Annotated in this window: 12 protein-coding genes; 7 read left to right on the top strand and 5 right to left on the bottom strand. The window is 72.2% G+C overall.

Annotated features, from left to right (window positions below):
• Window positions 1-27 precede the first annotated feature (27 nt).
• From ispG to map, 4 genes are all read left to right on the top strand, one after another.
• Entirely contained in the window at window positions 28-1,191 is a 1,164-nt protein-coding gene (gene ispG / locus BMY07_RS09085) for a flavodoxin-dependent (E)-4-hydroxy-3-methylbut-2-enyl-diphosphate synthase (protein WP_092776484.1), read from the top strand.
• A 49-nt stretch (window positions 1,192-1,240) separates the two neighbouring features.
• Window positions 1,241-2,098 carry a GNAT family N-acetyltransferase gene (locus BMY07_RS09080; RefSeq protein WP_092776481.1) on the top strand — a complete coding sequence of 286 codons (858 nt, stop codon included), beginning with the start codon at window positions 1,241-1,243 and terminating at the stop codon, window positions 2,096-2,098.
• A 78-nt stretch (window positions 2,099-2,176) separates the two neighbouring features.
• Entirely contained in the window at window positions 2,177-3,979 is a 1,803-nt protein-coding gene (locus tag BMY07_RS09075) for a penicillin-binding transpeptidase domain-containing protein (RefSeq protein ID WP_092776478.1), read from the top strand.
• 24 nt (window positions 3,980-4,003) lie between these two features.
• Window positions 4,004-4,861 carry a type I methionyl aminopeptidase gene (map, locus tag BMY07_RS09070; protein ID WP_092776475.1) on the top strand — a complete coding sequence of 286 codons (858 nt, stop codon included), beginning with the start codon at window positions 4,004-4,006 and terminating at the stop codon, window positions 4,859-4,861.
• On the opposite strand, the gene BMY07_RS09065 is transcribed toward map, so the two are convergent.
• On the bottom strand, window positions 4,848-5,549 hold the full coding sequence (locus tag BMY07_RS09065; RefSeq protein WP_092776472.1) for a hypothetical protein: 702 nt from the start codon (window positions 5,547-5,549) through the stop codon (window positions 4,848-4,850). The two genes, map and BMY07_RS09065, sit on opposite strands and share 14 nt — an antisense overlap.
• A 53-nt stretch (window positions 5,550-5,602) precedes the next feature.
• Here BMY07_RS09065 and BMY07_RS09060 point away from each other — a divergent pair, with 53 nt between their 5' ends.
• The gene (locus BMY07_RS09060) at window positions 5,603-7,120 is read left to right on the top strand and encodes a cobyric acid synthase (RefSeq protein WP_092777278.1); all 1,518 of its coding nucleotides are present in this window, start codon (window positions 5,603-5,605) and stop codon (window positions 7,118-7,120) included.
• Window positions 7,121-7,353: 233 nt separating this feature from the next.
• Here the strand turns inward: BMY07_RS09060 and BMY07_RS09055 are convergent, their stop codons facing one another.
• The gene (locus BMY07_RS09055) at window positions 7,354-8,028 is read right to left on the bottom strand and encodes a FadR/GntR family transcriptional regulator (protein WP_177215504.1); all 675 of its coding nucleotides are present in this window, start codon (window positions 8,026-8,028) and stop codon (window positions 7,354-7,356) included.
• Between the two features lie 47 nt (window positions 8,029-8,075).
• On the opposite strand from BMY07_RS09055, the gene BMY07_RS09050 reads away from it, so the two are divergent.
• Window positions 8,076-9,347: a CynX/NimT family MFS transporter gene (locus BMY07_RS09050; RefSeq protein ID WP_092776469.1), complete on the top strand. Its 1,272-nt coding sequence runs from the start codon at window positions 8,076-8,078 to the stop codon at window positions 9,345-9,347.
• A 404-nt stretch (window positions 9,348-9,751) separates the two neighbouring features.
• On the opposite strand, the gene BMY07_RS09045 is transcribed toward BMY07_RS09050, so the two are convergent.
• Complete coding sequence (locus tag BMY07_RS09045; RefSeq protein WP_092777274.1) at window positions 9,752-11,149, bottom strand: mycothione reductase; 1,398 nt, start codon at window positions 11,147-11,149, stop codon at window positions 9,752-9,754.
• Between the two features lie 82 nt (window positions 11,150-11,231).
• A complete protein-coding gene (locus BMY07_RS09040) occupies window positions 11,232-11,768 on the bottom strand; it encodes a YbhB/YbcL family Raf kinase inhibitor-like protein (RefSeq protein WP_092776467.1) in 537 nt (178 codons plus the stop codon).
• Window positions 11,769-11,905: 137 nt separating this feature from the next.
• Here BMY07_RS09040 and BMY07_RS09035 point away from each other — a divergent pair, with 137 nt between their 5' ends.
• A complete protein-coding gene (locus tag BMY07_RS09035) occupies window positions 11,906-12,952 on the top strand; it encodes a M48 family metallopeptidase (RefSeq protein WP_092776464.1) in 1,047 nt (348 codons plus the stop codon).
• Between the two features lie 104 nt (window positions 12,953-13,056).
• Here the strand turns inward: BMY07_RS09035 and BMY07_RS09030 are convergent, their stop codons facing one another.
• A complete protein-coding gene (locus BMY07_RS09030) occupies window positions 13,057-13,272 on the bottom strand; it encodes a hypothetical protein (protein WP_143073413.1) in 216 nt (71 codons plus the stop codon).
• Between the last annotated feature and the right edge of the window lie 47 nt (window positions 13,273-13,319).

Below are 13,319 nucleotides of genomic sequence, written 5' to 3'. Positions count from 1 at the left end.
ACCAGTGAAGACAGCAGAGAGGTCCACATGCCCGACGTGATGCTCGGCATGCCCGCCACCCCACCGCCGGTGCTCGGGGAGCGCCGCAAGACCCGTCAGCTCCAGGTGGGGTCGGTCGGGGTGGGCAGCGAACACCCGATCTCCGTGCAGTCGATGACCACCACGGTCACCGCGGACGTCAACGCGACCCTGCAGCAGATCGCGGAGCTGACCGCGGCGGGCTGCGACATCGTCCGGGTGGCCTGCCCGTCGCAGGACGACGCCGAGGCGCTGGCCGCGATCGCGGCGAAGTCGCAGATCCCGGTCATCGCCGACATCCACTTCCAGCCCAAGTACGTCTTCGCCGCGATCGAGGCCGGCTGCGCCGCGGTCCGGGTCAACCCGGGCAACATCCGCAAGTTCGACGACCAGGTCAAGGAGATCGCGCACGCCGCGCGGGACCGGGGCACCCCGATCCGCATCGGCGTCAACGCGGGCTCGCTGGACCCGAGGCTGCTGGCCAAGTACGGCAAGGCGACCCCGGAGGCGCTGGCGGAGTCGGCGCTGTGGGAGGCGTCGCTGTTCGCCGAGCACGACTTCCACGACATCAAGATCTCGGTCAAGCACAACGACCCGGTCGTGATGGTGCGCGCCTACGAGCTGCTCGCCGAGCAGTGCGACTACCCGCTGCACCTCGGGGTCACCGAGGCCGGTCCGGCGTTCCAGGGCACCATCAAGTCCGCGGTGGCCTTCGGCGCGCTGCTGCGCCAGGGCATCGGCGACACGATCCGGGTGTCGCTCTCGGCCCCGCCGGTCGAGGAGGTCAAGGTCGGCGCGCAGATCCTGCAGTCGCTGAACCTGCGCCCGCGCAAGCTGGAGATCGTGTCCTGCCCGTCGTGCGGTCGCGCGCAGGTGGACGTCTACAAGCTGGCCGACCAGGTCACCGCCGGTCTGGAGGGCATGTCGGTGCCGCTGCGGGTCGCGGTGATGGGCTGTGTCGTCAACGGACCCGGCGAGGCCCGCGAGGCCGACCTGGGGGTGGCCTCCGGCAACGGCAAGGGCCAGATCTTCGTCCGCGGCCAGGTGATCAAGACCGTGCCCGAGGCGCAAATCGTGGAGACGCTGATCGAGGAGGCCATGCGGCTGGCCGAGGAGATGGGCGAGCCGGTGGACGGCGAGGCCGGGGCGCCGACCGTCGTCGCGGTCGGCTGAGCGGGTGCGTGCGTTTTCCCGCGCGGCCGCTTTCTGGCACGCTTGAGTGGTGTTGCGGCTAGCGGGAGCGCGACTGCTCGATGAGCGGGACGGTCAGGCGGTGCGCGCGGTGCTCACCGCCGACCCGGTCGCGTCCTGCATGGTCGCCGCGCGGGTGGAGACGGCCGGGCTCGACCCGTGGCGGCTCGGCGGCGAGATGTGGGGCTGCGACGTGCGCGGTCTGCGCGGCCCCGGGCGGTTGGAGGCGCTGTGCTTCGCCGGTCCGAACCTGATCCCGTTGCGCGGCAAGCGGTCCGCGTTGCGCGCCTTCGCCGACCGGGCGTTGCGGCGCAGGCGGATGTGCTCGTCGATGGTGGGTCCCGCCGAGCAGGTGCTCGGGCTGTGGGCCGAGCTGGAGGCGGAGTGGGGTCCCGCGCGTGAGGTGCGCGCCGACCAGCCGCTGATGTCGATCAGCACCGCGCCGCTGGTCGCCCCCGATCCCGGGGTGCGGCAGGTGCGGCCGGACGAGCTGGACCGCTACCTGCCCGCCGCGGTGCGCATGTTCATCGAGGAGGTCGGCATCGACCCCCGGATCGGTGACGGCGGCGCGGGCTACCGGGCCAGGGTGGCCGAGTTGATCGCCGCGGGCCGCGCGTTCGCCCGGTTCGAGGGCGGCGACGTGGTGTTCAAGGCCGAGATCGGCGCGATGTCCGGCTCGGTCGGGCAGATCCAGGGCGTCTGGGTGCACCCGGACCGGCGCGGGCACGGCCTGGGCGCGACCGGGACGGCCGCGGTCGTCCGGCGGTTGGTCAGTGGCATGGGTCGCACCGCGAGCCTGTACGTCAACGGCTACAACGCGCCCGCCCGCGCCGTGTACGACCGGATCGGGTTCGCGCAGGTGGGGCAGTACGCGACTGTGCTCTTCTGAACGCCGCTGCGTTGTTTCCGAGCCTGCCTTGTGGATGGTTCCCGCCGCCGGGTCCGCCGGATTGGGCATACTGCGGCCGTGCGTGCCTCACTCCGTCGCCCCGCCGCGTTGCTCGTGGCGCTGGTGACCGTGCTCCCGCTCTCCGCCTGCGGCCTGTTCGGTTCCGACCCGGAGCCGCAGGACGCGGCGAACCAGTTCGTCGCGGCGTTCGCGGGCGGTGACACCGCCACGGCCGCCGGTCAGACCGACTCCCCGGAGTCGGCGCGGGCGCTGATGGACAAGGTGCGCGGCGCGCTCAAGCCGTCCACGGTGATGGCGCAGGTGAGCAGGGTGGACGTCGCCGAGGGCAGCACGAAGGCGACCTACCAGCTCACCTGGGACCTCGGCCGGGGCCGGTTGTGGACCTACGAGTCTTCCTTCGAGCTGCGCAGGCAGGACGACGCGTGGAAGGTGCACTGGGAGCCGACGGTGCTGCACCCGAAGCTCGCCGCGCAGCAGACCCTGGCCGTGGAGGACGCCGACGCGCAGCTGGCGCCGGTGCTCGACCGCGACGGCGAGCCGGTGCTGCAACCGGAGCGGGTGGTCTCGGTGCTGTTCGAGCCCGCGAAGGCGGGCGACGCCAACGCGATCGCGGGGGAGTTGGCCAAGGCGCTGTCGGGCATCGACGCCTCGATCACCGCGCAGAGCATCCTCGACGGCGCGGCCAAGGCGAACGGGCAGCCCTACCAGGTGGTGGCGCTGCGCGACGCGGACTACCAGAAGGTCCGGTCGCTGATCTACGAGCTGCAGGGCGTCCGGTTCACCTCGTCGGCGCGGCTGCTGCCGGTCGACCGCAAGTTCGCCCCGACGCTGCTGCCGAACGTGCGCAAGGTCGTCGAGGAGCAGGTGCAGGGCAAGTCCGGGTGGCGGGTGCTCACCGTCGACAGCGCGGGCTCCGAGGGGGAGGAGCTGTTCGCGAAGGCGGCGGAACCGGCCAAGGCGGTGCAGTTGGCGCTGAGCAGGAAGGCGCAGAACGCGGCGCAGGCCGCGATCGCCGGTGAGGCGACGCCGTCGATGATCGTGGCGATCCAGCCCTCCACCGGCGAGGTGCTGGCCGTGGCGCAGAACGACCCCGCGGACAAGGAGGGCGCGCTGGCGCTCACCGGCCGCTACCCGCCCGGGTCCACCTTCAAGATCGTGACGGCGGCCGAGGCGATCTCCTCGGGCAAGGCCACCGCGGAGACCCCGCTCGGCTGTCCCGGCACGACGGTCATCGACGGCCGCGAGATCCCCAACAGCGGCAAGTTCGACAAGGGCGTCATCCCGCTGCGCAGCGCGTTCGCGTTCTCCTGCAACACGACCTTCGCCGAGCTCGCCCTGGCCATGGGGCCCGACGACCTGACCCAGATGGCCAAGCGGCTCGGTCTCGGTGTCGACTTCGTGGTGCCGGGGGTGACCACGATCACCGGGTCGGTGCCCGCCGCGACCGGCAAGACCGAGCGCGCCGAGGACGGCTTCGGCCAGGGCAAGGTGGTGGCCAGCCCGTTCGGCATGGCCGTGGTCGCCGCGAGCGTCGCGTCGGGGTCGGTGCCCAAGCCGGTGCTGGTGCGCGGCGTGGAGACCAAGTCCGACGCCGCGGGCGAGCCGGTGCCCAGCGCGACGCTGGAGTCGGTGCGCGCCATGATGGCCGAGGTCGTGGCGAGCGGGACGGCGACCGCGCTCAAGCCTTACGGCGACGTGCGCGGCAAGACCGGTACCGCCCAGTTCGGCGACGGCACCCACTCACACGGGTGGTTCGTCGGCTACCGCGGCGATGTGGCCTTCGCGGTGCTGCTGACCGATGTGGGGCAGTCCGGTACGGCCGTCCAGGCGGCGGGCCGGTTCCTGGCCGCCCTGGGCTGATCGGGGGGTCGTAGGGTGGAGGGCATGTCCGTTCGTGCCCCGTTGACGCCCGGCGTGCAGACGCCCCGCCGGGTCGTGCCGTCCACCATCGTCCGGCCCGAGTACGTCGACCGACCCGCGCCCGCGCGCAACACCGACCCGTGGGTGCAGCCGCCGGAAATCATCGAGGCGATGCGGGTGGCGGGCAGGGTCGCCGCCCAGGCGCTGCAGGAGGGCGGCAAGGCCGTCAAGCCGGGCGCCACCACCGACGACGTCGACGCCGTGGTGCACGAGTTCCTGCTCGACCACCGCGCCTACCCCTCGACCCTGGGCTACCGCGGCTTCCCGAAGTCGTGCTGCGTGTCGCTCAACGAGGTCATCTGCCACGGCATCCCCGACTCGACGGTGATCGAGGACGGCGACATCGTCAACATCGATGTGACGGCCTACCTCGGCGGCGTGCACGGCGACACGAACGCGACGTTCCTGGCAGGCGAGGTCAGCGAAGAGGCCAGGCTGCTGGTCGAGCGCACCCACGAGGCCACCATGCGCGCCATCGCCGCGGTGCGGCCCGGCCGGGAGTTCAACGTGATCGGCCGGGTCATCGAGAAGTACGCCAAGCGGTTCGACTACGGCGTGGTGCGCGCCTTCACCGGGCACGGCATCGCCCGGTCGTTCCACAGTGGACTCGTGGTGCTGCACTACGAGGACCTCTCCGACCGCACCGTGATCGAGCCGGGGATGACCTTCACCATCGAGCCGATGATCACCCTCGGCGGTATCGACTACGACATGTGGGCCGACGACTGGACAGCCACGACCAAGGACAAGTCGTGGACCGCGCAGTTCGAGCACACGCTCGTCGTCACCGACACCGGCTCGGAGATCCTCACGCTCCCGTAGGACCGAGCAGCGCCTCCAGCACCAGCCGCGCGACCGGCTCGGGGTCGGTCGCGACGGCCAGGTGGTGCAGATCGGCCTGCGTCACCGGCCAGCCGAGTGCCCGCGCGGCGTCGGCGTCACCCTGGTGGTCGGTCGAGAGCTGGACGTACGCGGTGGGTCCGGTCCACTCCACGGTGGGCCGGGCTTCCTTGAGGAACACCAGCGGCACCTCGGGCGCCTCGTCGGTGATCTCGGTGCGCAGCGCCTCGTCGGCGATCTGGGCCAGCAGGTCGCGGTCGGACCACTGGGGCCAGCGCGGCAGCAGTCCGTCGCGGCTGCGCCCGCGCAGGGCCGCGTAGTCCTCGGGGCGCTCGTCGCGCCAACCGCGGCCGGGCGTGGGCAGGTCGGCGTCGAGGTAGAGCAGGCACCGCACGTCGTCCTCCAGCGCCTCGGCGAACGCGGGCAGCAGGGGACCGGCCGCGCCGTGCCCGACGAGCGCCACGGGCCCGCTGAGGGCCTCGTCGGACAATGCGTCGGCGAACGCGCCGATCAACCGCTGGTGCACCGGGGCGGCGGCGACGCTGGGCTGCAGGTCGAGCAGGACGGTCGGGTGGCCGAGGGCGGCGAGGCCGTCGGCGAGCGGGCGGAGGCTGGCAGGCCCCAGGTACGGGCTGTGCACCAGGACTGCGGTGACCGCGACGACGGGCATAACCGAAGATGATGGCAGCCGGTCGGAGGTTGTGGGGAGGGGACGCGCGGATGGTGGGAGCGCTGCTGGTGGCTGGTACCACCTCGGACGCGGGCAAGAGCGTCCTGGTCGCGGGCCTGTGCCGGTGGCTGGCCAGGCGCGGTGCGCGGGTCGCGCCGTTCAAGGCGCAGAACATGTCCAACAACTCCATGGTCACGTTCGACGGCGGTGAGATCGGTCGGGCGCAGGCAGTGCAAGCGGCCGCGTGCGGCCTGGAGCCGAGCGTCAGGTTCAACCCGGTGCTGCTCAAGCCCGGATCCGACCGCACCTCTCAGGTCGTTGTGCTCGGTAAGCCCGCCGGTTTCGCGTCGGCGATGTCCTATCGGGACCGCAAAGCCGAACTCATGCAGACAGTCCTGACGACGTTGGAAGGGCTTCGCGCGGACTACGAAGTCGTCGTGTGTGAGGGCGCGGGTTCTCCTACCGAGATCAACCTGCGCGCCAACGACATCGCCAACATGGGCCTAGCGCGTGCGGCAGGTCTGCCTGTGCTCGTTGTGGGGGACATCGACCGAGGTGGCGTCTTCGCGCACCTGTTCGGCACGCTCGCGCTGCTCGACGCCGCCGACCAGTCCCTGATCGCCGGTTTCGTGATCAACAAGTTCCGGGGTGACCCCGCGCTCCTGGCACCGGGGTTGACCCAGCTGCACGACCTGACCGGGCGGCGCGTGCTCGGCGTGCTCCCGTGGCGCGAGGAGCTGTGGCTGGACGCGGAGGACTCGCTGTCCTACGCGGCGGATGGCGTCGTGGGACGGCCCGCGCCGCCGTTGGGGTCGCAGTGGCTGCGCGTCGCCGTAGTGCGGTTGCCGCGCATCTCGAACGCGACCGATGTGGAGGCGCTGGCCTGCGAGCCGGGGGTCTCGGTGCGGTTCGTGACCGAGCCGTCGCGCTTGGCGGACGCGGACGTGGTGGTGCTACCGGGGTCGAAGTCGACGGTGGACGACCTGGCCTGGTTGCGGCGCACGGGGTTGGCGGACGCCGTAGTGGCGCACGCCGAACGTGGGCTGCCCGTGCTCGGTGTGTGTGGTGGCTTCCAGATGCTGGCGCGGCGGATCGAGGACCGGGTCGAGTCCGGGGCCGGCGTGGTCGACGGACTGGGGCTGGTGGACGTCGACGTGGAGTTCGCGCCGGAGAAGACCCTCGCGCGGCCGACCGGGGTTGTGTTCGGTGAGCCCGCAATGGGGTACGAGATCCACCACGGCCGGGTCGTGCGCCGCGGTGACGTCCCCGCGCTGGTGGCAGTGGACGACGGTGCCGCCGAGGGGGCGGTCGTCGGCTCCGTGCTGGGCACGCACTGGCACGGCTTGCTGGAGAACGACGCCGCGCGCCGCGCGTTCCTCCGGTGGGCGGCCGAACGTGCTGGTCGGGACGGTTTCCGCCCGGCCGACGACGTCGACTTCGCCGCGGCCAGGCAGGGTCAGCTCGACCTGCTCGGCGACCTGGTCGCCGAGCACCTGGACACCGAGGCCGTCCTGCGGCTCATCGATGCGGGAGCGCCGCCCGGGCTGCGCACGCTGCCGCCGGGTGCCTAGCCCCTGGCGGTCCGGTTGTCCACAACGTCCACGATCATCCACAGGTCCGACCCGGGGACTGGCGGCCGTGCTCGCGCTCCTCGACTCTGGACCGTGTCAGGTGTCCAGCGCTCGCCGGGGGAAGGTCCACCGGGGACCGTTCGTCCGCGAGCAGTCTCGGCAAGCAGTCGGAGCAGGTCGGGGAAGGGGAGTCGGGGGAGATGCGTGGGGTTCGGGAGTTCGCCCGGGACCGGTCAGTCGGTGTCCAGGTCGGCGATCAGCTCGTCGAGGAAGCCCGCCGCCTCGGCCGCGGCGCGGTCGGTGTCCTGGTCGCGGATCGCCGAGAGCAGCCGCTGGTGGTCGACGGTGGCCAGGCTGGGCTTGGTGCTCACCGTGCTGGCGACCGAGGCGCGGACGACCTCGGTGAGGCCCTGGTACAGCTCGGCGAGCAGCGGGTTGTGCGAGCACCGGACGACCGCGAGGTGGAAGGCGGCGTCCTGGTCGATGCCGACCTCGTAGTCCTTGGCCGTCATCGAGTGGTCGCGGGCGTCGAGCAGCTCGGTGAGCTCGGTCAGCTCGTCCTCGGTCCGGTTGCCCGCGGCGAGCCGCGCGCCCTCGACCTCGAGCGTCCGCCGGACCTGGAGCACGTCGCGCAGCTCGGTGCCTGCCAGCCTGCGCACCGCGCCGGAGAACTCGCTGGTGGCGCGGACGAAGGTGCCGTCACCCTGGCGCACCTCCAGCAGGCCCGCGTGCGAGAGCGCGCGCACCGCCTCGCGGACGGTGTTGCGACCGACGCCGAGGGCGGTGACCAGCTCTGGCTCGGTCGGGATGCGCTCGCCGACCTTCCACTCCGCGCTGGTGATCGCCGCGCGCATCTGCTCGATCACCTGGTCGACGAGGCCGGAACGCCGGGTAGTGGCCAACGGCACAGCGCCATCCTTTCAGCCAAACATCCTATGTTTGTGATACTCGGCCCATGACGCTCCACCGCAGGCGCAACGCCAGGGACGTCAAGATTGCCACGCCGACCCCGCCGCGTGGTGCCTGGTCGGCCCACCCGGCCGGAAACAGTGCCCTCGCGTCCAGCCGAGGGACGGCCCTGGTCGGTACCTCGCTGCTCGTCCTCGGGGTCGCCCTCGCCGCGGCGAACCTGCGACCCGCTGTCACCAGTCTCGCATCCGTGCTGGAACAGGTGCGCGGGTCCGTCGGCGCGAGCCACGCCTGGGCCAGCGCGCTGACCGCCCTCCCGGCACTGTGCTTCGGCGCCGCCGGGGTGCTCGCACCCCGGCTGAACAGGCGGTTCGGCCTGGCCAGGGCGGTCGGCTGGGCGCTGGCGCTGCTCACCGCCGGCCTCGGCCTGCGGGTGCTCGACGGCGCCCCGGCCGTGCTCGGCGGCACGCTGCTGGCCTGCGCGGGCATCGCCCTGGGCAACGTCCTGCTGCCCGTGGTGATCAAGCAGTCGTTCCCGCACCGGTTGGGCGTGGTGACGGGCATCTACATGGGGGCGCTGGCCGGTGGTGGGGCGCTGGGCGCGGCGGTGACGCCGTCGCTGGCCGACGCCACGGGGAGCTGGCGGTTCGCCCTGGGCGTGTGGGCGCTGCTCGGGGTCGCGGCCGTCCTGCTGTGGTCGGTGGGCGCCCGGCACACCGAGGTGGTCGCCGACCAGCCGCCGCAGCCGAGGCGGTCGCTGCTGGGCAACCGGCTGGCCTGGACGGTGACGGTGTTCTTCGGGCTCCAGGCCCTGGTCGCGTACGTGATCATGGGCTGGCTGCCGGAGGTCCTCATCGACGCCGGGGTCGACCGCACCACCGCGGGCCTCTACCTGGCGATCTGCACCCTGTTCGGCGTCCCGACCGGGCTGCTCTTCCCGCCTTTGGCGGTGCGGATGCGCTCCCAGTCCCTGCTGATCGCGGTGCTGACCCTGATCGGCGGCCTCGGCATCGTCGGCCTACTGGTGGCCCCCAGCGCCGCCCCCCTCGCCTGGACCGTTCTCGCTGGCTTCGGCATGGGCGTCTTCCCCCTGGTCATCACCGTCATCGCCCTGCGCACCGACGACCCGGCCGACACCGCGTCCCTGTCCGCGATGGCCCAATCCCTCGGCTACCTGATCGCCGCCTGCGGCCCCTTCCTCTTCGGCCTCCTCCGAGGCCTCACCGGCGGCTGGACAACCTCCCTGGTCCTCGTCCTACTCGTCACCGCCCTCCAAGCCATCGTCGGCTACGCGGCAGGCCGCCCCCGCACGGTCTAGATCGGGCCACTAGATCAAGGCGTGCTCTACGACGTCGGCCATGGCCGATGGATATCGCGGGTGCTGGTGCCGTGGTGGTGGCACCGAAGACCGGCGGACGGCGGACGGCCTGGCCCAGGCCTGCGCGGGCGCGCTGGAAGCCAAGGGTGCGTCTGGCCGTGAGTGCCCAGTGGTCTCGTGGGCGCCAATCGGTCTCGGGCGCCGCGTGTCTCCCGGCGCCGCGTTGATCATGGCGTCCGGGCTGTCCAGGTCGTCGGCCATGCGGTGGGCTGTCCGCGTCGTGTCTCGGGCAGCGGTGCGTGCGGGTCGGCTACGCGGCAGGCCGCCCCCGCACGGTCTAGACCCCCGCACGGTCTAGACCCCCGCACGATCTAGGCCGCGGGCGGTGTTGGGCAGAGGTTCGTCTACTGCGGGAAGGGGAGGTTGAGCAGGGCGTTCTCCACGACCTCGGGCATGCCGGGGTGGATCCAGTACTGGCCGGTGGCCATGGTCCTGGCGTCGAGGTCGAAGCTCATGGCCTGGATGATCGGCTGGATCAGGGTCGGGGCCTGGGGGCCGATGATGTGCGCGCCGAGGATCTGGGCGGTGTCGGGGTCGGCGATGACCTTGGCGAAGCCGGTCTCGTCTTCCATGGCCCAGCCGTAGGCGATGCCGCCGAAGGTCTGGGTGGCGGCGATCCAGGGGATGCCGCGGCTCTCCGCTTCCTGCTCGGTGATGCCCACCGCGGCGATCTGCGGGGAGGTGAACACCGCGTGCGGGACGAAGCGGTGGTCGGCGGCCTTCGGCTGGTCGGGGTGCAGCAGGTTGTGCTGCACGATCCTGGCCTCGTGGTTGGCGACGTGCTTGAGCTCGTACGGGGAGCTGATGTCGCCGAGTGCCCACACGCCCTCGGCCGAGGTGCGCTGGTACTCGTCGACGACCACGTGCCCGCTCGGCGCGGTGGTGATGCCGCCCGCGGCCACGTCGAGCTGGTCGGCGTTGGGGGTGCGGCCGGTGGCGACCAGCAGCAGGTCGGCGTCGACGGTCTCCGCGCCGTGCGGGCCCTCCAGGTGCAGGCGGACGCCGCCGTCGTGGTTCTGCGCGCGCACCGCCTTGCGGTCGAGCCGCACGTCCCAGCGCTGCTGGGCGAGCTCGGTGAACCGCAGGCTCACGTCGCGGTCCTCGGCGCGCAGCAGGGCACCGGAGCGGGCGACCACGGTCACCTCGACGCCGAAGGACGAGAACACGTGCGCGAACTCGGCCGCGATGAACCCGCCGCCGAGGATCACCAGCCGCCGGGGCAGCTCGGGGATCCGCATGATCGTGTCGCTGGTGTGCAGCGGCACGTCGTGGATGCCGTCGATGTCCGGGACGGTCGCGCGCCCGCCCGCCGCGAGCACGACCCGGTCGGCGGTGATGGTCTCGGCGGGGGAGCCGTCGTTGGGCGTGATCTCCAGGCGCCGCTCGCCGGTGAACCGGGCGTTGCCCGCGTAGACGGTGACGTTGGCGTTGTCCGGGTGCTCGACCCGGTAGGCCTGGCCACCCGCGGCGATGGGGTCGATCCGGCCGAAGACCCGGTCCCGGATGTCGGCCCACCGCACCCCGTCGAGCGTGGTGTCCACCCCGAGCCGCGCCGAGTGCCCCGGCACCGCGGCCAGGTCGGCGGCGTGCACGAACATCTTGGTCGGGATGCAGCCGACGTTCAGGCAGGTCCCGCCGAACACGCCGCGTTCGACCATCGCCACCCGCCAGCCCGCGAAGCGCGGGTCGAGCAGGGAGTTCCCGGAGCCGGTCCCGATGATCACCAGGTCGTAGTGCGCCACGACCCCATCCAACCGCATCGCCCCGGTCCCGCATTCCCGCGCGTGTCCCGGGTGACCACGGCCACCCGGGAGCCAGCCGGGATCAGTGCGCGTAGGTCGGGGTGATGATCGCCCTGGCCAGGGTGTGGAACGCCAGGTTGAAGCCGACCACCGACGGGCTGGCGTTCTCGTCGACGTCGAGCCGCTCGACGTCGACGGCGTGCACCACGAAGTAGTACCGGTGCACCTGGTCGCCCTGCGGCGGGGCGGCGCCGCCGTAGTCGCGGGTGCCGAAGTCGGAGCGCACGTGGAACGCGTCGCCGGGCAGGGCGTCGTCGCTCGCGCCCGCGCCCTCGGGCAGACCCGTGGTGTCGGCCGGGATGTTCACCGCGGCCCAGTGCCAGAACCCGCCGGGGATCGGCGCGTCCGGGTCGAAGCAGGTGACCACGTAGCTCTTGGTGCCCTCGGGCGCGCCGCTCCAGGTCAGCTGGGGTGAGGCGTTCTCCCCGCCCGCCGAGCCGTGCACGTGCCGGGTGGCCAGCGGCTCGCCGTCGCGCACGTCGGTGGAGGTCACGGTGAACGAGCCGACCTGGGGCAGCAGCTCGTAGGGGTCGGGTGCGACCGGGCGGTCCAGGCTCATCGGCATACCTCGCAGCCAGTGGGTGATCTTCCGGCGTCGAATCTAGTCCGGCCCGGCACCGGTCGCCTCAGCGCAACTACGCCAAACGGACCGGGGACGGGCCTACTGTGGAAGGAGACACACGGGGAGGAAGACCAGTGACCGACAATTCCGACGTCTCGCGCTCGACCAGCAGGGTTCGGTTCCCGCGGATCAGCCCGCGCGCCTACGAGCACCCGGCCGACCGCGGCGCCATGGCGGGCCTGCGCGCCGTGCCCGGCCTGTCCGAGGTGCTGAAGTCCGTCGCGGGCCTGTTCAGCGAGCGCGGTGAGCGGCTGCTGGCGCTGGCCTCGGCGATCCGGGTGGGCGAGAAGCAGTACCCGAAGGTCGACCAGCTGCGCCGGGAGACCGCCGAGGTGCTGGACCTGGACACGGTGCCGAACCTGTTCATCCAGCGCGACCCCAGGGCCAACGCGATGGCGGTCGGCATCGACGAGCCGTTCGTGGTGATCACCACCGGCCTGGTCGAGGCCATCGACACCGAGAGCCTGCGGTTCGTCATCGGCCACGAGATGGGCCACATCCTCTCCGGCCACGCCGTGCTGCGCACCATCCTGCTGCGGCTGCGCAGCGTGCAGCAGACGATGGCGCTGCTCCCGCCGGGTGCCCTGGCGCTGCGCGCGATCCTCGCCGCCCTCAACGAGTGGTACCGCAAGGCGGAGCTCACCGCCGACCGCGCGGGCCTGCTCGCGGGCCAGGACCCGGCCGCGGCGCTGCGCACCCACCTCTACCTCGCGGGCGCGACCGACCTGACCCAGATCGACATCCCCTCGTTCCTCCAGCAGGCCAAGGAGTACGAGGAGGTCGACGACGTCCGCGACAGCATCCACAAGCTGCGCAACGTCGAGGGCATGACCCACCCGTTCGCCGTGGTCCGCGCCGCGCAGTTGCAGCGCTGGGCCGCCTCGGACGAGTACCGCGACATCCTCACCGGCCAGTACCAGCGCCGCGACGACGACACCCCCACCACCAACCTCGGCGAGGACCTCCGCTCGGCGGCGAAGTCCTACAAGGAGTCGTTCACCACCTCGGCCGACCCCCTGGTCAGCCTGCTCAACACCGTCGGCTCCACCATCACCGACACCGCGGGCAAGGTGTTCACCAAGTTCACCACCCCCCGCTCCGAGAACCCCACCCCCAACTAGCTCTTCCGAGGGGCGGCGGGCACTTCCGCCGCCCCGGCGCACGGCCGGGTCGACCGGGGGAGCGGCGCGTGGACCCGCCGACGATCCGGCGGGTCGACGCCTTCCTACGTCCTGGACCGCCGCGGGCGGTGCTGCCACCAGCCGATGGCGGTGGCGGCCAGCACCATCAGGGTGGCCGCCCCGGTGGCGACCAGGGCCGCCACGCCCATCTGCTGCCAGGTCGGGGCCGGGTAGGGGAATCCGACTGCGAACCACAGCAGCCAGACGGCGAGGAAGAGCCATCGCCTGCCGGTCTTGGGGGCTGTGTTCGTGCTGGTCACCACCGGTCCTCCTGCGCGCTCAGGTTGCTCTGCGTCACCATCGCCGT

This window comes from Actinokineospora terrae, from assembly GCF_900111175.1.
Taxonomy (GTDB): domain Bacteria; phylum Actinomycetota; class Actinomycetes; order Mycobacteriales; family Pseudonocardiaceae; genus Actinokineospora; species Actinokineospora terrae.
This window is presented reverse-complemented; position numbering and strand designations above follow the sequence as displayed.